Below are 20,371 nucleotides of genomic sequence, written 5' to 3'. Positions count from 1 at the left end.
CATGTTCGAGCTGGCCACTGACGGTCCGAGGATGATCGTGTGCGGGGTGGACGGCTCCGACCCGTCGCTGCACGCGGCGGCGTACGCGTGGGGCCTGGCCCGCCGGTCGGGCGCCCGGCTGGTGCTGGTCTACGCGGTACCGGTGGCCGCGATGTCCACGCTGACGCCCGGCGGCGCGGCGGTGCTCCGCGAGGCGGCCGAGCAGGTCGCGGAGGAGATGCGCACCGAACTCGCGAAGGCGGCCGAGCGGACGCACGTGGCCTACGAGTTCCGCACCGAGGCGGGCGACGCGGCCGCGGTGCTGTCCAAGATCGCCGACGAGGTCCGCGCGGACGCCGTGGTCGTCGGCGCCTCGGCGCAGGCGGGCCACCGGCTGGTCGGCTCCGTCGCGGTCCGCCTCGTGCGCGCCGGCCGCTGGCCCGTCACCGTCGTCCCGTGACCGCCCGCTTCCCGACCGGGGCGTCCGGGTTTCCGGGCATGCCGTCCGGGCGGTTCCCGGGCGGGGCGTCCGGGCGATTGCCGGGCGGGGCGTCCGGGCGGGTTCCGGGCGGGGCGGCCGGGCGGTTCCCGACCGGAGCGGCCGGGTTTCCGGGCGGGGCGGCTGGGCAGGCGGCCGGGGTAGATGATCTCCTAGGAGCCGGGTGACGACGTGGGGGGACGCGTGGACGAGCCGTACCTGACCGACGTGGGCTGGACGGCCGGCGTGCTGCGGTTGCGCGGGCGGGTGCCGGACGTCCGCGTGGACGCGCCCGACCTGGTCGTGCTGGTGCGCGAGCGGGACGGCGACCGGGTGCTGCCCGTCCCGGCCGTCCCGGTGCCGGACGGCGGCGGCACCGCGTTCGAGGCGGCCGTGGACCCGGCGACGGCCCTGGCGGGCTCGGTGCTCTCGCACGGCGTGTGGGACCTCGACCTCGCCGTCGAGTCGCCCGTCGGCGCGCGGGTCACGCCGCTGCGCGCCGGGTCCGAGGTCACCCTGGACGGCACCCCGCAGCGCCGGTTCCTGCCGGGCTCGACGCCCGTCACGGTGTACTTCGACCGGCACGGGCAGCTCGCGCTGGACGTCGGCGGCGAGCCGCGCACCGCCGGGGACTGCCAGGCGGACACGGTGGACTGGAACGGCCGGGACGAGGAGCTGATGATCAGCGGCCATCTCGCGCTGCCGGACGCCGACGCCCCGGTGACCGCGTGGATGTCGCTGCGCGAGCCGTCCCGGGACCGCTCCTACGACGCGTTCGTCCGGCTCGGCCGCGCCGAGGGCCTGCTGACCTACATCGCGGCCGTCCCGCTGACCCGCGCGTTCATCGACGATCCGCTGCCGCGCGGCCGCTGGGGCGTGCACCTGGTGCTGGGCGTCTCCGGCATCCACCGGGAGTTCCGGGTGCTCGCGCCGCAGGACCCGTTCAGCCACCAGGTGCGGCGCCGGCTCGTCCCGTACCGGGTGACGACGACCAGCGCGCCCGACCCGCTGGTGATCCACATCGGCCGCTGAGGCGCGGCGCGGGCCGGCGGTCAGAGGTCGAAGAACCGCGGCGGCGGGCCGAGCACGGACGCCGCGGCGGCGAGGACGGCCACGTCGGCCGCGCCGCCGCCCAGGTTGAGCAGCGCGGTCGCGGTCGTCGCCTCGACCGGGCCGCCGACGAGCAGCGGCAGCACGGTCACCAGCACCACCAGGAAGCCGCCCGTCCAGAGGAACGCGCGGACGGGCCGGTCGGCGGTGGCGATCAGGATCTGCGCGAGCGCGGTGAGCTGGAGCGTGACGGCGGCCGAGCAGATCCCGTAGGCGATGCCCGCGCCGCCCGGGGTCAGCGTCCGGTCCACGAAGGCGGGCACGGGGACGCCGGACACCACGCGGATCACGTACGCCGAGCCGAACGCCAGGACGCCCGCGACGAACGCCGCGCCGAGCCCGATCAGCCAGAGGCGGCGGGCGGCGGCGTCCGGATGGTCGGCGGCCTCGTGCATCACGAGGAAGTCGGAGTAGCGGGACGGCGGCGGCAGCGCGGGACGCACCGCGTGCCGGCAGCGGAAGGACCGCGCCACCGGGTGCGGGCGGGGACGGCCACCGCGCGGCGTGCCGCCGCGTCCCGGCCCTCCGCCGCCTCCGGCGAACGGCCCGGACGGCGTCTCCGCCATGTCCCCTCCCTCCTCGCGGATGCCTGAGTGCTACCCGGAGCGGCCGGCGAGGACGCCCGGCCGGGTAACACTTTGCGGTCATTTGGCGAGGGTGGGGACGGCCCGTCCCGAAACGGCCGAGGCCCCCGCGATGTCGCGGGGGCCTCGGCCGGGAGGTTCGAACGAAAGGTCCGGACGGGTCAGACCTGGCCGGCCTTCTCCAGGGCCTCGCAGCAGGTGTTCACCAGCAGGCGGGTGACGTTGTAGGGGTCGATGTTGGCGTTCGGGCGCCGGTCCTCGATGTAGCCCTTCTTGTCCACCTGGACCTGCCACGGGATCCGGACGGAAGCGCCGCGGTCGGAGACGCCGTAGGAGTACACGTTCCAGGGGGCGGTCTCGTGCTGGCCGGTCAGCCGCTCCTGGATGCCCGGGCCGTAGCCGGCGATGTGCTCCTCGACCTTGCCCTCGGCGCCGAGCGCCTCGCAGGCGGTGATGATCGCGTCGTAGGACTCCCGCATCGCCTTGGTGGAGAAGTTGGTGTGCGCGCCGGCGCCGTTCCAGTCGCCCTTGGCGGGCTTCGGGTCGAGCGTCGCGGCGACGCCGAAGTCCTCGGCGATGCGGTACAGCAGCCAGCGGGCGAGCCACAGGTGGTCGGCGACCTCGATCGGCCCGGCCGGGCCGATCTGGAACTCCCACTGGCCGGGCATGACCTCGGCGTTGATGCCGGAGACCTTGATCCCGGCGTCCAGGCAGGCGTCCAGGTGGCGCTCGACGATGTCGCGGCCGAACACCTCGTCCGCGCCGACGCCGCAGTAGTACGGGCCCTGCGGGGCGGGGAAGCCGGTCTCGGGGAAGCCGAGCGGGCGGCCCGCCTGGAAGAAGGTGTACTCCTGCTCGATGCCGAACCAGGCGTCGTGCGCGGCGTACTGCTCGGCGATCGGGCGCAGCTTGGCCCGGTTGTTGGTCGGGTGCGGCGTGCCGTCCACGTGGAAGACCTCGCACAGCACCAGCTTGTTCTCGCCGCCGCGGATCGGGTCGGGGACCGCCAGGACGGGTTTGAGCACGCAGTCGGAGTTGTCGCCGGGGGCCTGGTTGGTGCTGGAGCCGTCGAAGCCCCAGTCCGGGAGTTCGGCGCCGTCGGCGAGGATCCTGGTCTTGGACCGGAGCTTCGCGGTGGGCTCGGTGCCGTCGACCCAGATGTATTCGGCCTTGTAGCTCAACGTCTCCTCCTCCGGTGGCCCGGTGTCTCCGGCCGAGAAGAGAGTTGCAATAGGGCATTTCGGACCTGTTGCCCGTTTGTGAACGGCATGTAAACCAGCGGCTGACCTGCCCGAAGCCGGTGAGAATCCGGTCACACCGGCCGGATTTCGGTCCCCGAGGACGCCGAAGGCCCCGCCTCCGGCAGGAGGCGGGGCCCGGACGTGGCGGTGGGCGCGGCAGGTTTCGAACCTGCGGCCACCCGCTTGTAAGGCGGGTGCTCTACCCCTGAGCTACGCGCCCCGGGCCGGGGGGTGGGACGTCCCGGCGACCGGGCAAGCGTACCCGGTTCCCGGGGCCTTTCGCGAAACGGTTTGGCCCCTCCGCCGCCCGGCTCCGCACCACCTCAGCGCCTTGCCGCGGCGTCCGGCGCGGTGCGGACACCAGGCTGAGCATGGTGCGGAGCCAGGCTGTGCCGCAGTGCGGACGCCAGGGTGCGCCGCGGTGCGCGGCGCCAGGCTGCAGTGCGGTGCGCGCGCCAGGCTGTGCCGCAGTGCGGACGCCAGGGTGCGGCGGGGTGCGGGCGCCAGGGTGCGGCGTGGGAATTCCTTGACCGGACGCAGGGGGTCCGCACAGCGCCGAGCGGGGAGATCGGCAGCAAGAGGGCGATCCCTCGGGAACGACCTCCGCCCGGAGGGTTCCCGACGTCACGGGCGCAAGCGCGCGTCCCTCTCCTCCGGAGGTCGAGGCATGACCCACGGCTTCGCGACCGCACCGGTCACCCACGGGCCGGAACTCGGCGAGCTGCCGCTGCACTCCAAGCGGAGGCTCGTCCTCTGGACGTTCTGCGCCGCGCTCGGCGGCTGGCTCTTCGGGTACGACACCGGCGTCGTCTCGGGCGCGATGCTGTTCATCCGGCGGGACTTCCACCTCAACTCGTTCATGCAGGGCGCGGTCGTCAGCGTGCTGCTGCTGAGCGCCGCGGTGACCGCGCCGCTGGCCGGACGCGTCGCCGACCGGATCGGACGCCGCAAGGCGCTGCTGCTGGTCGCGGCGATCTTCGTCGTCGGCCTCGTGGTGGCGGCCGTGGCGCCGGACGTCGGGACGCTGCTGGCCGCGCGGTTCATCCTCGGCTTCGGCGTCGGCGGGGCGTCGGCGCTCGTGCCGGTCTACCTGTCGGAGATGGCCCCGACGAAGGTCCGCGGGACGATGGTCTCGACCAACCAGCTCATGGTGACGATCGGGCTGCTGTCGTCCTACATCGTGGACCTGCTGCTGTCCGGCTCGGCGAACTGGCGGGGCATGTTCGCGTTCGGCCTGGTCGGGGCCGTCCTGATGCTGGCGGGGATGGCGGTCGCGCCGGAGACGCCCGCCTGGCTGGAGCGGCACGGGCAGGACGGGCCGGCCCGCTCGGTGATCGCCCGCTACACGCCGCCGGACCAGGTGGACTCGGTGATCCGAGGCTACGGCGGCGCGCGCGAGGAGAAGGGCGCGGCCCTCTCGATCAAGGAGATGTTCACCTCGCCCGCCGTCCGGCCGGCGCTGCTGATCGGGCTGGCGCTGGCCGCGCTGCAGCAGTTCTGCGGCATCAACACGATCATGTACTACGCGCCGACGATCATGCAGAAGACCGGGCTGAACGCGTCCAACGCGCTGATCTACTCGATCATCATCGGCGCGATCAACCTGGTCGTCACGCTGATCGCGATGCGGCTCACCGACACCGCCGGACGGCGCCGCCTGCTGATCGTCTCGCTCAGCCTCATGATGCTGGCCACCGTCCCGATGGGGCTGGCGTTCACCGCCCTCAGCGGGACGGCCTCCAGCGTCACCGCGCTGCTGTCCACGCTCGGCTACATCATGGCGTTCGCGGTCGGGCTCGGCCCGGTGTTCTGGCTGCTGAACTCCGAGATCTACCCGCCGCGGGCGCGGGCCGAGGCGGCCAGCCTCGCCACGATGGTCAACTGGCTGTCCAACTTCGTCGTCAGCCAGGCGTTCCTGCCGCTGTCGAACGCCCTCGGCCAGGGCCCGACCTTCTGGGTGTTCGGTGTCATCTGCGTGCTCGCCCTGGCCTACGTCATCGCCCGGGTGCCGGAGACCAAGAACCGCACCTTCCAGCAGATCGACGCGGAGATTCGGGGTATGCGCCATCAGGACACGCGTGCCGGGCAGCGGGCCTGACCAGCGCGGCGGCAGACGGAGGGCGCCCGCCGGGGGCGTCCCGAGCACACGGATCCGGCGGCGTCCGTCCCTGGACGGGGCGCCCGCCGGAGGAGAGGACATCCCGCGATGAGCACAGAGGACTTCCCGCGATGAGCACATCGGCGGCGGAGACCCGCCGCGCCCTACTGGCCGCGTCCGGAGAGCAGTTCGAGATCTCCGCCGGGCCCTACCGGGCGGTGGTGACCGAGCTCGGGGCCGGGCTGCGCGCGCTAAGCCACGACGGCGAGCCGCTCATCCTGACCTACGACGAGGACGAGATCCCGCCCGCCGCGTTCGGCCAGCTCCTGATCCCCTGGCCGAACCGCGTCGACCGGGGCCGCTACACCTGGGACGGCCGGGAGCACGTCCTCGACATCGACGAGCCGGAGTACGACTGCGCGATCCACGGGCTCGTCCGCTGGTCCACCTGGCGGGAGGTGGAGCACGCGGCCGACCGGGTCTCCCTGACGACCCGGCTGCTCGCCTCGCCCGGCTACCCGTTCCGGCTCGACATCATGGCCGACTACACGCTGGACGCCGACCACGGGCTCACGATCACCGTGACCTCCGTGAACCACGGCCGCGTCGCCGCGCCGTACGGCCACGGCGCGCATCCGTACCTGTCGGTGGGGCAGCCCATCGACGAGTGCACGGTCCAGGTCCCCGGCTCCCGCTATCTGCCGGTCGACGAGCGGATGGTCCCGTCGGGGCCGCCCGAACCGGTCGAGGGCACCGATTACGACCTGCGCGACGGGCCGCGGCTGGGCTCCCGGCAGATCGACCGCGCCTTCACCGACATCGCGCGCGACGAGGCCGGACGCGCCTGGGTGCACCTGTCCGGGACGGACCGCCGCACCTCGTGCTGGCTCGACCGCACGCACCCGTGGGTGGAGGTGTACACCGCCGACGACGTCCCGCCGGAGCAGCGGCGGCAGGGCCTCGGGGTGGAGCCGATGACGTGCCCGCCGAACGCGCTCGCGAGCGGCGCCGACCTGATCCGGCTGGAGCCGGGGGCCACGCACCGCGGCACCTGGGGCATCGTCGCCGGCTGACCGGCCCGCCGCGCCGGAACGACCGTCCACCCGTCCACCCGTCCACCCGTCCACCCGTCCACCCACCGTCCTGGAACGACACCGATCCGATCGAGAGAGACCCACAGGAGGACGCACCGTCATGGAGACCCCGGAGCGCGCGGACGCGCTCGCCCTGTTCGGCATCACCGGCGACCTGGCCGCGAAGATGCTCTTCCCGGCGCTGTACCGGCTGACCCAGCGCGGCATCCTGGACGTCCCCGTCGTCGGCGTCGCCTACTCCGACTGGGACGACGACGCCCTGCGGCAGCACGCCCGCACGTCGATCACCACGGCGGTCCCCGACTTCGACGAGCGGGTGTTCTCGAAGCTGGCGTCCAACCTCAGCATCGTCACGGGCGACTTCAAGGACGACGCGACGTTCTCCCGGCTGCGCGACCGGCTCCGGCAGGTGGCCGGGGAGGACGGCTTCGTCAGCCACTACCTCGCCATCCCGCCGTCACTGTTCACCACGGTCGCCGACTCCCTGGCGGCCGAGGGCCTGAACCGCAACGCCCGGATCGTCGTGGAGAAGCCGTTCGGCCACGACCTCGCCACGGCGCGGAGCCTGAACGACCGGCTGGCGCGGCACTTCGACGAGGACCACCTGCTGCGGGTGGACCACTTCCTCGGGGACGTCGCGGTGGAGGGCCTCAAGGCGGCCCGGTTCGCCAACGAGATGCTCGCGCCGATCTGGAACCGCGACCACATCGACAACATCCAGATCAACCTGCTGGAGGACTTCGACGTCGCCGACCGGGGCTCGTTCTACGACTCGGTGGGCTGCCTGAAGGACGTCGTCCAGAACCACCTGCTCCAGGTGTTCACGTTCCTGACGATGGAGCCGCCGTCCGCGCGGACGGTCGAGGCGGAGAAGGCCGAGAAGCACAAGGTGCTCCAGGCCGTCCGGGCGATGGACCCGGCCGACACCGTGCGCGGCCAGTACCAGGGCTACCTGGACGTCGAGGGCGTGAAGCCGGACTCGACCACCGAGACGTACTTCGCGACCAAGATGTGGGTGGACAACTGGCGCTGGGAGGGCGTGCCGTTCCTGCTGCGCAGCGGCAAGTCGCTCGCGACCACCTCGACGGAGGTCGTCGTGGAGATGCAGCGGCCGCCGGTCGCGCTGTACCCGGACCGGAGCGGCAATCCGGCGCCGAACCTCATCCGGTTCCACATGGTGCCCGAGGCGGCGATGACCGTGGAGCTGGTGGCCAAGCAGCCCGAACAGGGCGAGGCGTCGGCGCCCGTCCCGCTGCGGGTCGACTTCGCGGACGTCTACGGGCGGGTCGAGATGCCGTACGAGAACGTCCTGGAGGGCGCGATCACCGGCGACCAGACCTACTTCGCCGTCCTGCCGGTCGTGGAGGAGTGCTGGCGGATCGTCGAGCCGGTGCTCAACCTGCCCGAGAAGCCGCTGCCGTACGCGCCCGGCTCGTGGGGGCCCGAGGCCGCCGACAAGATGCCCGGCCCGGACGGCTGGCACGACGTCACCCCGCACCCCGACGCCCGCCAGACCAACCCGGCCGGACGCCCCTCCGGAGCCTGACCACCGGAGCGCGGGAGCCCGTGAGCGCAGGAGCCCGTGAGCGCAGGACCGTCCAGGCCGGGACGCCGGGCGGCCCGGCATCCCGCTCAGGGGGTGTCGGGACGGTCCTGCTCGGCGAGGAAGCGCTCGAACTGGGCGGCCAGCTCGTCGGCGGTGGGCATGTCCTGCCGCTCGGCGAGCAGCGACTCGCGCTCGGCGGCGCCCGCGAACGCGTCGTACTGCTGCTCCAGGGCGCTCACGACCTTCTCGACCTCGGTGTTGCCCGCGACCTGCTCGGCGATCTCGGCGTCGGTGCGTCCGGCGGCCTCGCGCAGCGCGTCGGACGGCAGCACCAGGCCGGTGGCCGCGACGACGGCCTCCAGCGCGGCGACCGCGGCCGCCGGGTAGCCCGACTGGGCGAGGTAGTGCGGGACGTGCACGGCGAACCCGACCGCGTCGTGGCCGTGCTCGCCGAGCCGGTACTCCAGCAGCGCGGCGGCGCTGCCCGGCACCTGCACCCGGTCGAACCAGGACGTCCGCGTGATCAGCTCGGGCCGGGTGGCGTGCGCGGTCAGCCCGACCGGGCGGGTGTGCGGGACGCCCATCGGGATGCCGTGGAAGCCGACGGTGAGCGCGACGCCGAGCCGCTCCACCAGGGCGCGGACGGCGGCGGTGAAGCCCTCCCATTGACGGTCCGGCTCGGGGCCGGTCAGCATCAGGAACGGCGTGCCCACCTCGTCGCGGAGCAGCCGGACGACCAGCTCGGGCGCCTCGTAGCCGGACCAGTGGTCCCGGTCGAAGGTCATCAGCGGCCGCCGGGCGCGGTAGTCGAGCAGCGCGTCCACGTCGAACCGGGCGACGACCCGCCCGTCCAGGGAGTCGAGGAGGTGCTCCCGGACGAGCTGGCCGGCCTGCCCGGCGTCCACGAAGCCGTCGAGGCTGTGCAGCAGCACCGGCCCGGTCATCTCGGGCAGGTCGCCGTCCAGCTCGTACAGGTCCTCAGGGTTCAGCAACTTCTCCCCCACATCTTCCTGTCGGTCGTCCCAACACTAGGACATGAGGCCCCTCATCCCGCCGCGCGGTGTGATCGTCATCGCATCTCCACACCGGCCCGTTACGGGATCGAGGGACCGATACGGCGAACGGACGGTACACAGCGCCGGACGGACCGTGCAAAGGGACGGACGGCCCGTCCGGCGCGACGAACGGCAACGCGCCGCCAGCCGGGCAGCGGTGCCGGTGACGAACGGCGGTGCGCCGCTCACATGCGGCGGTGCCGCGGAGGGCCTCGGTCAGCGCGGCAGGCCGACGTGCTTCTCGGCCGGGACGATCTCACCTCCCGAGACGTTCAGGCGCGGCGTGACCCGCGGGCCGCGCCACGCGGACGCGTCCACGCCCTTGGGCGCGTGCTTGGCGACGTAGTCGGCGTAGATCTGGAACCACTCCTGCGCTGTGTAGGGCGACCAGCCGTGCGGCTTGGCCCGCCCGTAGACGAAGGTGAACCCGGACGGCGGGTTGGTCAGCGCGTCCGTGCGCTGCTGGAACAGCTCGACGGCCGTGTTCAGGAAGTAGGTGTCGGTGTCGCCGACATAGAGGAACACCCGGCCCTGGAGTTTCGGTCCGAGCGCCGGCCACTCGGCGGCGACCTTGGCGGACAGGTCCATCGCCTTCCATCCGGCGCTGACCGAGTGGTCGATGGCCCCGGTCCGCTTGTCCCACGCCTGCGCCGGGTAGCCGTCCTTGCCCCGCCGGCTGTACAGCGCCTCCCACATGGCCCACGAGCCGCCCGAGCGGTCCCGGTCGCCGCGCGCCAGTTCCCACAGGTTCTCCTGGGCGTTGACGTAGTTGGTGTCGCCGGGGACGGTCCGGCTGTCCGGACGCGGCGTCCGGTCCCATTCGCGGATGGTGTCGTAGGCGTTGGCGTCGTCGTACACGTTGACGATCTGCTCGCGGCGCAGGTCCACCGGGTCCGGGTAGCCCGCGAACGCGCCGCCGTAGACGTCCGGGTAGAAGATCTGGCTGGCGAGGGCCATCCAGCCGCCGGTCGAGCCGCCGCTGGTCAGGCGTCCGTACGGCGCGGCGATGGTGTGGAACCGCGCGTCGATCGCCGGGATCAGCTCCCGCGTGGTGGCCTGCCCGTAGGGGCCGAGGTTCGGCGTGTCCACCGCGTAGGACGTGTCGTAGAACGGGTTCTCCTCGCGGATCTCGACGACGATGAAGCGCGGCGCGGCGTCCGAGAGCCACCACTTGGAGAACGCGTTGCCGCCGTCCTCGCGGAATCCGCGCGGGGCGTTGGTCGTGAAGTGGCCGAAGTGGTACTCGACCGGGTAGCGGACGGTCCCGTTCGGGTCGTACCCCGCCGGGAGCAGGATGTTCGCGCCGATGAAGATCGGCCGCCCCCAGAACTTCGACAGCGCCGGGCTCTGGATTTTGACGTGCTTCACGTGCGCCGAGTCGGCCGGGTTGCCCTGCTGGCAGGTCCCACCGGGAGGGACCGGCTGGGACGGCGTGATCAGGCGGTCCAGCGTCAGGCCGACCGTGCGCGGGTGGCGCGGGTCGACGTCGATCCAGCGCGGCGTGCTGGAGAAGTTGCCGGGCGAGTGGAACAGGTCCATGCCGTCGCCGCAGGGCATGTGCATCTTGACGGTCGAGCCGTCGCCGCGCCGGAAGGTGTCGTAGGTGTTGAAGAACGCCTGCACCGAGTAGTGCCCGGCGGGCAGCGACGCGAGGCTCTTGAGGGGATAGCCGTAGGTTCCGCCGCCGCCGTCCAGGACGATCGGGCGACCCGGCCGCACCCCGTCGGCGTTCCGGCCCCAGAAGGGCACGCCGCCGGTGATGTCGATCTGGTCCCGGGGTTCGGGGGCGCCCTTCCGCGAGACGATCACGTACGCGCGGCCGTCCACGGCGGACCGGCCGGCCTGCCGGGCGGCGGACGGCGCCAGGGTGAGGGCGAACCGGAGCCGGCCGTCGCCGGTGACCCCGGCCGCGGTCGTCCCGGTCACCACGAGCAGCACGGCGCACAGCGCGCCGGCGAGCCGAGCCCGCATGGGCCCACCTCCTGTGGGGGGATTGATCTTCCGAGGGATGAATCCCCCCACAAGGAACATTCGTTTCGACTGTCACGAAAGTTAGGGATCACGAAAGACGCGGCTGCCCAGGAAGTCGTCCGGCGTCAACGTGGTGAGCTCGGCGCGGCCGACCGGCCCGGGCGACGCGACGAGCCGGTTGGCGTGCCGCAGCCGCGCCCGCTCGATCGCGTTCCGGACGGACCGGGCGTTGGCGAACCGCGGCTGCGCCCGCCGCCGCTGGAGGTACTCCCGGAACACCGGCTCGGCCTGCGGGGCGAGCCGGTACCCGTCCCGCTCCAGCATCAGCCGCCCGATCGCGTCCAGCTCGGACACGTCGTAGTCGTGGAAGTCCACGTGGTGGGCGATCCGCGAGCTCATCCCCGGATTGGACGCGAAGAACGCGTCCATCCGGTCCCGGTACCCGGCGAGGACGACGACCAGGTCGTCCCGCTGGTTCTCCATCACCTGGAGCAGGATCTCGATGGCCTCCTGCCCGTAGTCGCGCTCGTTCTCGGCCCGGTACAGGTAGTACGCCTCGTCGATGAACAGCACGCCGCCCATCGCGCGCTTCAGCACCTCCTTGGTCTTCGGCGCGGTGTGCCCGACGTACTGGCCGACCAGGTCGTCGCGGGTGACCGAGACCAGGTGCCCGCGCCGGACGTAGCCGAGCCGGTGCAGCAGCTCGGCCAGCCGGACGGCCACCGTCGTCTTCCCGGTGCCGGGGCTCCCGGTGAAGCACATGTGCAGGTTCGGACGGCCCGACTCGATGCCGAACCGCGCCCGGGCCCGGTCCACCAGCAGCAGCGCCGCGATCTCCCGGATCCGCGTCTTCACCGGCGCGAGGCCGACCAGCTCGGTCTCCAGGCCGTCGAGCACCTCGTCCACGCGGGACTCGCCGCGCTCGACGGCCAGGTCGACGCGGGCGTCCGGCGGGAGCGGCTCGGGCCCGCGCTCCTCCTCTCCGGCCACCGGACGCATGTCGAAGGTCGTCATGCGTACCGCTCGCCCTCGGGACGGTCGAGCGCGTACGGGTGCACGCGGTACCGGACGCGCCGGTCCGACGTCTCCTCGCGGTCGATCCGGAAGCCCGGCTCGGTCTCCGGCCGCTGCACGATGAACGACAGCGCCGTCGTCTGCCGTCCGTACCGGGCGTCGTAGGCGTTCAGCCGGATGTAGTGGTTCGGATAGGCGCGGCGGCACTCGTTCACCTCGAACACGACACCGGCCGGGTCGGCGAGGTCGAACATCGGCAGTCCCCACATCTCCCAGTAGGAGTTGCGCGGGTGCGGGTCGTCGGTGAACTCGACCGAGCAGGGCCACCCGTTGTCCAGCGCGTACGCGACCTGGGCGGCGATCTCGTCGTCGGTCAGCTCGGGCAGGTAGGAGAAGGTTCCCTGGGTCACGCGCATCAGAGGCTCACAGGGGTCGGGACGACGTCGGGCGTGTCGGTGGACTCGTAGTCGAAGGTGACGTCGCCCCAGGTGGCGAGCGCGACGTCCAGCTCGCGGCTGTGCCGGGCGGCGGCGCGCAGGATGTCCGGCCCCTCGGCGCGGAAGTCGCGGCCCTCGTTCCGCGCCTTGATCATCGCTTCGAGCGCGACGCGGTTCGCGGCGGCGCCGGCGGCGATGCCCATCGGGTGGCCGATCGTCCCGCCGCCGAACTGGAGGATGACGTCCTCGCCCAGGTGGTCGAGGAGCTGGTGCATCTGGCCCGCGTGGATCCCGCCGGACGCGACCGGCATCGTCCCCGGCAGCGACGCCCACTCCTGGTCGAAGAACAGGCCCTTCACCGGGTCGGCCGCGATCCGGTCGAGCCGCAGCGTGTCGTAGAAGCCCGCGACGGTGTGCGGGTCGCCCTCCAGCTTCCCGACGACCGTCCCGGCGTGGACGTGGTCCACCCCGGCCAGCCGCATCCACTTGGCGATCACGCGGAAGCTCACGCCGTGCGTCTTCTGCCGCGTGTACGTCGAGTGCCCGGCGCGGTGCAGGTGCAGCAGGACGCCGTTGCGCCGCGCCCACTTCGCCATCGACTGGATCGCGGTGTAGCCGACGGTCAGGTCGATCATCACGATGACCGAGCCGAGGTCGCGGGCGAACTCGGCCCGCTCGTACATGTCCTCCATCGTCGCGGCCGTGACGTTCAGGTAGTGGCCCTTGACCTCGCCGGTCGCCGCCTGCGCCCGCGTCACGCCCTCCATGCAGTACAGGAAGCGGTCGCGCCAGCGCATGAACGGCTGGGAGTTGATGTTCTCGTCGTCCTTGGTGAAGTCGAGGCCGCCGCGCAGCGCCTCGTAGACGACGCGCCCGTAGTTGCGCGCCGACAGCCCGAGCTTCGGCTTCACCGTCGCGCCGAGCAGCGGGCGCCCGAACTTGCCGAGGTACTCGCGCTCCATGACGATGCCGTGCGCCGGGCCCTGGAACGTCTTGACGTAGTGCGGCGGGATCCGCATGTCCTCCAGCCGCAGCGCCTTCAGGGCCTTGAACCCGAACACGTTCCCGATGATCGAGGACGTCAGGTTCGCGATCGAGCCCTCCTCGAACAGGTCCAGGTCGTAGGCGATGTAGGCGATGAACTCGCCCTCCCGGCCCGGCACCGGCTCCACCCGGTAGCACTTGCCCTGGTACTGCTCGTAGGCGGTGAGGCGGTCGGTCCACACGACCGTCCAGGTCGCCGTGGACGACTCGCCCGCGACCGCCGCGCCCGCCTCCTCCGGCGGGACCCCCGGCTGCGGGGTGATCCGGAACGCCGCGAGCACGTCGCTCGGCTCCGGTTCGTAGTCCGGCCTCCAGTAGCCCATCTCCGCGTACGGGATCACGCCCGCCGACCAACGGCTCATCCGCAGCTCCTCTCGGGGTGGGTGCGGCTCCGAGGGTCGCCCGCCGACACTTGCCTTGTCCATCAAGTGTTTCCGGCTGATACTTGAGCGATGACTGAATCCAGGCTCCGGGCGCTGGTCGCGCTCGCCGACGCGGGCTCGGTCCGGGGCGCGGCGCGCGAGCTGTACGTCACCGAGTCGGCGGTGTCCGCGTCCGTCGCCGCGCTGGCCCGGGAGCTGGACGTCGCGCTCGTCCGGCGGGAGGGACGCGGCGTCCGGCTCACGCCGGCCGGGGACGTCTACGTCTCCTACGCGCGGCAGGTGCTCGGCCTGCTCGAACAGGGCCGGGCTGCGGCGCGCGGCGCGGCCGACCCGGCGCGCGGGCCGCTCCGGCTCGCCGCCGTGACGACCGCCGCCGACCACGTCGTGCCGGGCGCGCTCGCCGCGTTCCGGTCGCGCTTCCCCGAGGTCGAGCTGACGCTCTCGGTCGGGCCGCGCCGGATGGTGTGGGAGCTGCTGGCCTCGCGCTCGGCCGACCTGGTGCTGGCGGGCCGTCCGCCGTCCGGGCTGGACGCGCTGGTGCTCGCGCGCCGTCCGAACTCGCTGGTCGTCGTCGCGTCACCGGCCGTCGCGGACGCGTTCTCCCTCGACACGACGCCGTGGGTGATGCGCGAGCTCGGCTCCGGCACCCGCGACGCGGCGGAGGAGTACCTCGCCGAACACCGGGCCGCGCCGCCCCGGCTCGTCCTCGGGTCGAACGGCGCGGTCGTGGCGGGCGCGGCGGCGGGGCTCGGCGTCGCGCTCGTCTCGCGCGACGCCGTCGGCGCCGAACTCGCGGCCGGACGGCTGGTCGCGGTGCCCGCTCCGGGGCTGCCGCTCGACCGTCCCTGGCACGCCGTCGCCGGTCCCGCACCCACCCCGACGACGCGGCTCTTCGTGAACCTCCTGCTCGACGCCGCGGGCTGGACCGCCTAGCCCCCCGAGTGGGCGAAAGCACGGCGGATCCGACAGAATCGAGTTTCGTACTCGTGGGAAGGGACGCTGCCATGACCGACCGCACGTACGACCTCGTCCTGTTCGGCGCGACCGGGTTCACCGGCGGGCTGACCGCCGAGTACCTGGCCGGACGCGCCGAATCCGGCCTCCGGTGGGCGCTCGCCGGACGCAGCACCGCCAAGCTGGAGAAGGTCCGGGACCGGCTCGCCGCGATCGATCCCGCGCTCGCCGACCTGCCGCTGCTCCAGGCCGACACCTCCGACGAGGCGTCGATCGAGCGCGTCGCCGCGGCCACCCAGGTCGTCATCTCCACGGTCGGGCCGTACGTCCGGCTCGGCGAGCCGCTCGTCGCCGCGTGCGCCCGGCTCGGCACCGACTACGTCGACCTCACCGGCGAGCCGACCTTCGTGGACCGCATGTACGTGAAGTACCACGACCAGGCCGTCCGGTCGGGCGCGCGGCTCGTGCACGCGTGCGGCTTCGACTCCGTCCCGTCCGACCTGGGGACGTACTTCACCGTCCAGCAGCTCCCCGAGGGCGTGCCGCTGCGGGTCGAGGCGTTCCTGCGGGTCAGCGCGCAGTTCTCGGGCGGGACGCTGCACTCGGCCGTCGGCATCTTCGCCGACGTCCGCGGCATGGTCCAAGCCGAGCGGGAGCGCCGCCGCGTGGAGCCGAAGCCGTCCGGCGGCCGTAAGGTCGGCCTCGAACGCAGCCCGATCCCGCGCACCCGCGCGGGCTGGACGCTCCCGCTGCCGGTCATCGACTCGCAGATCGTCACCCGCTCGGCCACGGCCCTCGACCGCTACGGGCCGGACTTCACCTTCGGCCACTTCCTCGCCGTCAAGCGGCTTCCGCTGGCCGCCGCGATCGCCGTGGGCGCGGGCGCGGTGATGGTCGCGGCGCAGCTCCCGCCGACCCGGGCGCTGCTGCTGAAGCTCGGCACGCCCGGCGAGGGACCGTCCGCCGAGCGCCGCGCCCGGCACTGGTTCAACGTCACCTTCGTCGGCGAGGGCGGCGGACGGCGCGTCGTGACCGAGGTGTCCGGCGGCGACCCCGGTTACGACGAGACGGCCAAGATGCTCGCCGAGTCGGCCCTGTGCCTCGCCCAGGACGACCTTCCCAAGACGGCCGGGCAGGTCACCACGGCGCAGGCCATGGGGAACGCTCTGATCGACCGGCTCGTCAAGGCCGGGCTGACCTTCCGGGTCGTCGAGACGTCCTGAGAGTCGTCAAGGTGAGCGGGACGGGGCGACGGGCACGACGGCCTCGATCCGCGTCCCGCCGCCCGGACGGCTGACGACGGCGACGCGCCCGCCCAGGAGCTCGGCGCGCTCGACCATGCCGCGCAGCCCGTAGGACGCCGGGCGGCGGCGGTGCGGCGTAAAGCCCCGGCCGTCGTCGCCGACGACCAGGCGCACGCGGTCGCGTTCCAGTTCCAGGAGCAGGTCAAGCCGGGACGCGCCGGCGTGCCGCAGGCAGTTGCCCACCGCCTCCTGCGCGATCCGGTACAGCGCGGTCTGGACGTGCTCGGGCGGCGGCTCGTCCAGCTCGCCGGCCACCACGACCGACACGTCCAGGCCGGCGCCGCGTCCGGTCGCGTCGCGGGCGAGGGCCGCGAGCGCCGCCGACAGGCCCAGGTCGTCCAGGACGGGCGGCCGGAGCCCGCCGATCGCCGCGCGCGTCTCGGCCGACGCGAGATCGCACAGCTCGCGCGCGGACGCGATCCGCTCCAGCGCCTCCGGGTGGTGCTCCGGAAGCGCCTCCTGCGCCGCCGACAGGTGGAACCCCAGGCTGGCCAGGCGCTGCGCGATCCCGTCGTGGATCTCCCGGCTGAGCCGCGTCCGCTCCGCCTCCTGCGCCTCCACGGCCCGCTCGGCGAACCGCTCGGCCGCGTGCTCGCGCTCCCGCGCCGTCCGCAGCCTGCGGCACGAGCACAGGACGGGCGCGAACAGCTCCGCCAGCGCCCCGACCAGCGCCGCGTCGTCCTCGGGGCACGGGCCCGACACGTCCACCACGGCGATCACGAACGGCCCGCTGACGACCGGGACGGCCAGCCCGCGCCCGTCCGCGTGCCGCCGGGGCCTGCCATGCGCCGCGACCCAGCCCACGACGCCGCGGCCGAGCGGGACGGTCCGGCCGCCCGCGGTCAGGGTCCGGCGGTCCTCGTCCAGGACGTAGACGTCGCAGAACGCGACCGCGCGGGCCGTCCGGACGACGAGCGCGGCCAGCTCGTCGGCCATCCGCGGCAGCTCGCGGTCGCCGCAGGCCACCGCCACGATCCGGGCCAGCAGGTCCGCGCCCCGCCCCGCCAGCAGCTCCAGCGCCCCGGGCGCGCTCGCCGGGGCCGTCACCGGAACAGCCCCTCGCGGAGCGCGACCGCCACGGCCGCCGACCGGTCGGTCACCTCCAGCTTGCGGTAGAGCGCGCGCAGATGGCTCTTCACCGTCTCCTCGCTCAGCACGAGCCGGGACGCGATCGCCCGGTTCGACAGGCCCGTGACCAGCAGCGACAGCACCTCGCTCTCGCGCTGCGTCAGGCCCCGGTCGGCGCCCGGCCAGAACTCGCCGCGCGTCAGCCGGGCCGCCGTGACGACCATCCGGCCCGCCAGCGTCGGATCGATCACCGTCTCGCCGCGCGCCACCTCCTCCAGGCGGCGGACGAGCTCAGGCCCGTCCACCCGCTTGAGCAGGTACCCGGCCGCGCCCGCCCGGAGCGCCTCGAACACGTACTGCTCGTCGTCGTAGACCGACAGGAACACCACGCGCGTCTCCGGGACGAGCCGGGTCAGCGTCCGGCACAGGTCGAGGCCGCTCTCCGGGCCCAGCCGGACGTCCAGCAGCGCCACGTCCGGGCGCAGCGCGGTCACCAGCCGCGCGGCCTCCGCGCCCGTGCCCGCCTGGCCCACCACCCGCACCCGGCCCGCGAATCCCGCCAGCATCGCCGAGAGCCCGGCGAGGATCATCTCGTGGTCGTCGACGAGGACGACGCGCACGGGGACGCCCATTCCGGCACGATAACAACCACGCCTACCGACGAGTAGCCACCGGGCCGCCCGAACCGCCTCCCCCCTCCCCGGGGTGCGCCTCCCCCCGCACCAGCGGGCGCCTCCCCCTGCACCGGCGGGCGCCTCCCCCGCCGCCTCACCCCCGCGCTCCCCCGTTCGGGTGACGATCCGCCGCGCCGTCCGGCCTAGCGTCGCGGGCACACAAGAGAACACCGGCGGACGGAGGGACACCCGTGCCCCATCGGATCGTGCACATGCTCCGCGCGGCCCGCGGCGGCGGCCGCAGGCCCGTCATGCTCGCCATCGCGGGCGACAGTGCGGCGGGCAAGACCACACTGACCAGGGGGCTCGTACGGTGTCTGGGGGCGGACCGGATGACCGCCGTGTGCGTGGACGACTACCACCGCTACGACCGCGCCGAGCGGGCGGGCAAGCCGTTCACCGCGCTCCACCCCGACTGCAACCACATCGAGATCATGGAGCAGCACCTGCAGCTGCTCTCGCTCGGCGAGCCCGTCCTGAAGCCGGTCTACGACCACTCGACCGGACGGCTCGTCCGGCCCGAGCTCGTCCGGCCGCGCGACTTCGTGATCGTCGAGGGCCTGCTGCCGCTGCACACCGCGATGGCCCGCGCCTGCTTCGACATCACCGTCTACCTCGACCCGCCCGAGGACCTGCGGCACTCCTGGAAGATCGACCGCGACTGCTCCCGGCGCGGCTACACCGAGCAGCAGGTCCGCGCGGAGCTCACCCGCCGCGAGCCCGAGAGCGCGGCGTTCGTCCGTCCGCAGCGCCGCTGGGCCGACATCGTCGTCCGGTTCGCGCCCGTCCCGGGCCGTCCGGGCCCGCTCTCGGCCGAGCTCCTGCTCCGCCCGACGATCGACCACCCCGAACTCGCCCCGGTCATCGCCGAGGCCGCCCGCCACCAGCGGGACACCGCCCTGCACCTGCGACTGCACCGCGACACCGACGGCCGTCCCGTGGACGCGCTGCACGTCCACGGCTACGTCGGCTCGGACGAGTCCTCGATCGTCAAGAACGCCCTCTGGGACCGCCTCGCCGACCGTCCCGGCCTCTCGGCCGAGGCCCTCGGCAAGGTCGGCGACGCCGGGACCAGCGACCCGCTCGCCATCACCCAGCTCCTGCTGCTGTACCACCTGCTCGAAGCCCGCCAGACGGGCGAGGTGAGAGCACTGGCCTAGGGCTCGCGATCGCGCGGGGAGGCCCCAGTCATCCTTCCGCTGGGCCGCGCGAGTCGCGAAAGGGCGGGCGCGCGCGGAAGCGCCCGCCCTTCTCCCTTTCCCAAGGACTTTTTCAGGCCGGAGGTCTCTTTCAGGCCGGCGGACGGCCGAGCACCCGGTCCAGCGCGGCGGCCACCTCTTCCGAGAGCCCCGGACTCGCCGAGGGCGCGGCCTTCACCGGCTCGGGCCGGGCCTCCTCCTCGCGGACGGCCTCGCGGGTGTGCCCGCACTCGCGGCACTCCACATCGCCGAGGCGGCAGACCAGGGCGGCCGATCCGCAGGACGGACAGTGGTCGAGCGCGTCGGCCCACCCGTCCGCGGCCTGGCAGGCCGGGCAGACGAGGACCTGGTGGTCGGCGAGGACCCCGCGCCGCCACGGGCTGGCGCCCCGCCCCGGATCCGTCTGCCGCGCCCCGCACCGGAAGCAGGGCATCACACCTCCAACGGACGCGCGGGCCGGACGGTCCGCCCGGCCTACAGGTCAAGTGTGCGAACCCGCCGCCCCTCCCGCAACCACCAAGAGCCCCAACCCCCCGCTTCCGCGCGCCCGCGAACCGAAGCCCCCGCACAACCGGGAGAACCGCGCAACCGCCACGGCCGCCTAACAATCGCGCGAGCCAAGGACACGACCGCGCGACTCCGCCCGAACGACCGCGACGCGACGCCGCAACCGTCGCCAGCGCCATCGCACGCCCGAGCGAGCATTACAACCGCGCGACGACCGTAACCAGTTGCGAGCGCACTACCGACCGCGCGAGACCACCCCCAAGGCGCGCCCCCGCACGCGCACCTGCGCGACCGTAACGCGCGCGCCCGCGCGGGGCGACGCCCAAGGCGCGACCGCGCGGGGACGATCGCGGTGCGAGCGACCGTGTTCAGTGCCGTCGCACGCCCGAGCGAGCATTACAACCGCGCGACGGCCATAACCAGTTGCGACCGCACCACCGACCGCGCGAGACCACCCCCAAAGCGCGCCCCCGCACGCGCAACCGCGCGACCGTAACGCGCGCCCCCGCGCGGGGCGACGCCCAAGGCGCGACCGCGCGGGGACGATCGCGGTGCGAGCGACCGTGTTCAGTGCCGTCGCACGCCCGAGCGAGCATTACAACCGCGCGACGGCCATAACCAGTTGCGACCG

General features: G+C 73.4%; 18 protein-coding genes and 1 tRNA gene. 8 read left to right on the top strand and 11 right to left on the bottom strand.

What is annotated here, in order from left to right; all coding sequences use genetic code 11:
• The first annotated feature begins 1 nt into the window (after window position 1).
• Together ACFPCY_RS35755 and ACFPCY_RS35750 are read left to right on the top strand one after the other, a co-directional pair.
• Window positions 2-439 carry a universal stress protein gene (locus ACFPCY_RS35755; RefSeq protein ID WP_378262878.1) on the top strand — a complete coding sequence of 146 codons (438 nt, stop codon included), beginning with the start codon at window positions 2-4 and terminating at the stop codon, window positions 437-439.
• A gap of 210 nt (window positions 440-649) precedes the next feature.
• Window positions 650-1,489, top strand: coding sequence for a hypothetical protein (locus ACFPCY_RS35750; RefSeq protein WP_378262876.1), 840 nt, complete (start codon window positions 650-652; stop codon window positions 1,487-1,489).
• Between the two features lie 20 nt (window positions 1,490-1,509).
• Here ACFPCY_RS35750 and ACFPCY_RS35745 read toward each other — a convergent pair whose 3' ends face one another.
• The 3 genes from ACFPCY_RS35745 to ACFPCY_RS35735 all read right to left on the bottom strand — a co-directional run bounded on the left by ACFPCY_RS35745 (window position 1,510) and on the right by ACFPCY_RS35735 (window position 3,612).
• The gene (locus tag ACFPCY_RS35745; RefSeq protein ID WP_378262874.1) at window positions 1,510-2,133 is read right to left on the bottom strand and encodes a hypothetical protein; all 624 of its coding nucleotides are present in this window, start codon (window positions 2,131-2,133) and stop codon (window positions 1,510-1,512) included.
• 179 nt (window positions 2,134-2,312) lie between these two features.
• Window positions 2,313-3,332 (bottom strand): glutamine synthetase, encoded by a 1,020-nt coding sequence (glnII, locus tag ACFPCY_RS35740; protein ID WP_378262872.1) that lies wholly within the window; start codon window positions 3,330-3,332, stop codon window positions 2,313-2,315.
• Between the two features lie 208 nt (window positions 3,333-3,540).
• Window positions 3,541-3,612, bottom strand: a tRNA-Val gene (locus ACFPCY_RS35735).
• Between the two features lie 447 nt (window positions 3,613-4,059).
• Between ACFPCY_RS35735 and ACFPCY_RS35730 the strand changes: the two genes are divergently transcribed.
• From ACFPCY_RS35730 to zwf, 3 genes are all read left to right on the top strand, one after another.
• Window positions 4,060-5,490: a sugar porter family MFS transporter gene (locus tag ACFPCY_RS35730; protein WP_378262870.1), complete on the top strand. Its 1,431-nt coding sequence runs from the start codon at window positions 4,060-4,062 to the stop codon at window positions 5,488-5,490.
• Window positions 5,491-5,621: 131 nt separating this feature from the next.
• Window positions 5,622-6,563 carry an aldose 1-epimerase family protein gene (locus ACFPCY_RS35725; RefSeq protein WP_378262868.1) on the top strand — a complete coding sequence of 314 codons (942 nt, stop codon included), beginning with the start codon at window positions 5,622-5,624 and terminating at the stop codon, window positions 6,561-6,563.
• A 121-nt stretch (window positions 6,564-6,684) separates the two neighbouring features.
• On the top strand, window positions 6,685-8,130 hold the full coding sequence (gene zwf, locus ACFPCY_RS35720) for a glucose-6-phosphate dehydrogenase (protein WP_378262866.1): 1,446 nt from the start codon (window positions 6,685-6,687) through the stop codon (window positions 8,128-8,130).
• Between the two features lie 86 nt (window positions 8,131-8,216).
• On the opposite strand, the gene ACFPCY_RS35715 is transcribed toward zwf, so the two are convergent.
• The 5 genes from ACFPCY_RS35715 to ACFPCY_RS35695 form a co-directional block, all read right to left on the bottom strand.
• On the bottom strand, window positions 8,217-9,122 hold the full coding sequence (locus ACFPCY_RS35715) for a proteasome assembly chaperone family protein (protein ID WP_378262864.1): 906 nt from the start codon (window positions 9,120-9,122) through the stop codon (window positions 8,217-8,219).
• 279 nt (window positions 9,123-9,401) lie between these two features.
• Complete coding sequence (locus ACFPCY_RS35710; protein WP_378262862.1) at window positions 9,402-11,156, bottom strand: alpha/beta hydrolase-fold protein; 1,755 nt, start codon at window positions 11,154-11,156, stop codon at window positions 9,402-9,404.
• Window positions 11,157-11,237: 81 nt separating this feature from the next.
• Window positions 11,238-12,170 carry a CbbX protein gene (cbbX, locus tag ACFPCY_RS35705; RefSeq protein WP_378262860.1) on the bottom strand — a complete coding sequence of 311 codons (933 nt, stop codon included), beginning with the start codon at window positions 12,168-12,170 and terminating at the stop codon, window positions 11,238-11,240.
• The gene (locus tag ACFPCY_RS35700; RefSeq protein ID WP_378262858.1) at window positions 12,167-12,586 is read right to left on the bottom strand and encodes a ribulose bisphosphate carboxylase small subunit; all 420 of its coding nucleotides are present in this window, start codon (window positions 12,584-12,586) and stop codon (window positions 12,167-12,169) included. Before ACFPCY_RS35700 ends, cbbX begins: the two co-directional genes overlap by 4 nt.
• Window positions 12,586-14,013 carry a form I ribulose bisphosphate carboxylase large subunit gene (locus ACFPCY_RS35695; protein ID WP_378262856.1) on the bottom strand — a complete coding sequence of 476 codons (1,428 nt, stop codon included), beginning with the start codon at window positions 14,011-14,013 and terminating at the stop codon, window positions 12,586-12,588. Before ACFPCY_RS35695 ends, ACFPCY_RS35700 begins: the two co-directional genes overlap by 1 nt.
• Before the next feature lie 90 nt (window positions 14,014-14,103).
• Here ACFPCY_RS35695 and ACFPCY_RS35690 point away from each other — a divergent pair, with 90 nt between their 5' ends.
• Both ACFPCY_RS35690 and ACFPCY_RS35685 read left to right on the top strand, forming a co-directional pair.
• A complete protein-coding gene (locus ACFPCY_RS35690) occupies window positions 14,104-14,967 on the top strand; it encodes a LysR substrate-binding domain-containing protein (protein WP_378262854.1) in 864 nt (287 codons plus the stop codon).
• Window positions 14,968-15,038: 71 nt separating this feature from the next.
• Window positions 15,039-16,211, top strand: coding sequence for a saccharopine dehydrogenase family protein (locus ACFPCY_RS35685; protein ID WP_378262853.1), 1,173 nt, complete (start codon window positions 15,039-15,041; stop codon window positions 16,209-16,211).
• Between the two features lie 6 nt (window positions 16,212-16,217).
• On the opposite strand, the gene ACFPCY_RS35680 is transcribed toward ACFPCY_RS35685, so the two are convergent.
• Together ACFPCY_RS35680 and ACFPCY_RS35675 are read right to left on the bottom strand one after the other, a co-directional pair.
• Window positions 16,218-17,339, bottom strand: a complete 1,122-nt coding sequence (locus ACFPCY_RS35680) for a GAF domain-containing sensor histidine kinase (protein ID WP_378262851.1) — start codon at window positions 17,337-17,339, stop codon at window positions 16,218-16,220.
• Window positions 17,336-17,992 (bottom strand): response regulator, encoded by a 657-nt coding sequence (locus ACFPCY_RS35675; RefSeq protein WP_378262849.1) that lies wholly within the window; start codon window positions 17,990-17,992, stop codon window positions 17,336-17,338. The genes ACFPCY_RS35680 and ACFPCY_RS35675 overlap by 4 nt, the downstream gene beginning before the upstream one ends.
• 233 nt (window positions 17,993-18,225) lie before the next feature.
• On the opposite strand from ACFPCY_RS35675, the gene ACFPCY_RS35670 reads away from it, so the two are divergent.
• Window positions 18,226-19,194, top strand: a complete 969-nt coding sequence (locus tag ACFPCY_RS35670; protein WP_378262847.1) for a phosphoribulokinase — start codon at window positions 18,226-18,228, stop codon at window positions 19,192-19,194.
• Between the two features lie 130 nt (window positions 19,195-19,324).
• On the opposite strand, the gene ACFPCY_RS35665 is transcribed toward ACFPCY_RS35670, so the two are convergent.
• Window positions 19,325-19,666: a hypothetical protein gene (locus ACFPCY_RS35665; RefSeq protein ID WP_378262845.1), complete on the bottom strand. Its 342-nt coding sequence runs from the start codon at window positions 19,664-19,666 to the stop codon at window positions 19,325-19,327.
• Window positions 19,667-20,371: the final 705 nt, after the last annotated feature.

This window comes from Actinomadura gamaensis (assembly GCF_042652125.1).
Taxonomy (GTDB): domain Bacteria; phylum Actinomycetota; class Actinomycetes; order Streptosporangiales; family Streptosporangiaceae; genus Spirillospora; species Spirillospora gamaensis.
The sequence above is the reverse complement of the archived record's forward strand: the minus strand, read 5'-3'. Positions and strand labels throughout refer to the sequence as shown.

Bases quoted from the DNA above. Each gene is read 5' to 3' on its own strand.
- ACFPCY_RS35755 (WP_378262878.1), top strand. From the start codon at position 2: ATGTTCGAGCTGGCCACTGACGGTCCGAGGATGATCGTGTGCGGGGTG.
- ACFPCY_RS35745 (WP_378262874.1), bottom strand. From the start codon at position 2,133: ATGGCGGAGACGCCGTCCGGGCCGTTCGCCGGAGGCGGCGGAGGGCCG.
- ACFPCY_RS35730 (WP_378262870.1), top strand. From the start codon at position 4,060: ATGACCCACGGCTTCGCGACCGCACCGGTCACCCACGGGCCGGAACTC.
- ACFPCY_RS35725 (WP_378262868.1), top strand. From the start codon at position 5,622: ATGAGCACATCGGCGGCGGAGACCCGCCGCGCCCTACTGGCCGCGTCC.
- zwf (WP_378262866.1), top strand. From the start codon at position 6,685: ATGGAGACCCCGGAGCGCGCGGACGCGCTCGCCCTGTTCGGCATCACC.
- ACFPCY_RS35710 (WP_378262862.1), bottom strand. From the start codon at position 11,156: ATGCGGGCTCGGCTCGCCGGCGCGCTGTGCGCCGTGCTGCTCGTGGTG.
- cbbX (WP_378262860.1), bottom strand. From the start codon at position 12,170: ATGACGACCTTCGACATGCGTCCGGTGGCCGGAGAGGAGGAGCGCGGG.
- ACFPCY_RS35700 (WP_378262858.1), bottom strand. From the start codon at position 12,586: ATGCGCGTGACCCAGGGAACCTTCTCCTACCTGCCCGAGCTGACCGAC.
- ACFPCY_RS35695 (WP_378262856.1), bottom strand. From the start codon at position 14,013: ATGAGCCGTTGGTCGGCGGGCGTGATCCCGTACGCGGAGATGGGCTAC.
- ACFPCY_RS35690 (WP_378262854.1), top strand. From the start codon at position 14,104: ATGACTGAATCCAGGCTCCGGGCGCTGGTCGCGCTCGCCGACGCGGGC.
- ACFPCY_RS35685 (WP_378262853.1), top strand. From the start codon at position 15,039: ATGACCGACCGCACGTACGACCTCGTCCTGTTCGGCGCGACCGGGTTC.
- ACFPCY_RS35675 (WP_378262849.1), bottom strand. From the start codon at position 17,992: ATGGGCGTCCCCGTGCGCGTCGTCCTCGTCGACGACCACGAGATGATC.
- ACFPCY_RS35665 (WP_378262845.1), bottom strand. From the start codon at position 19,666: ATGCCCTGCTTCCGGTGCGGGGCGCGGCAGACGGATCCGGGGCGGGGC.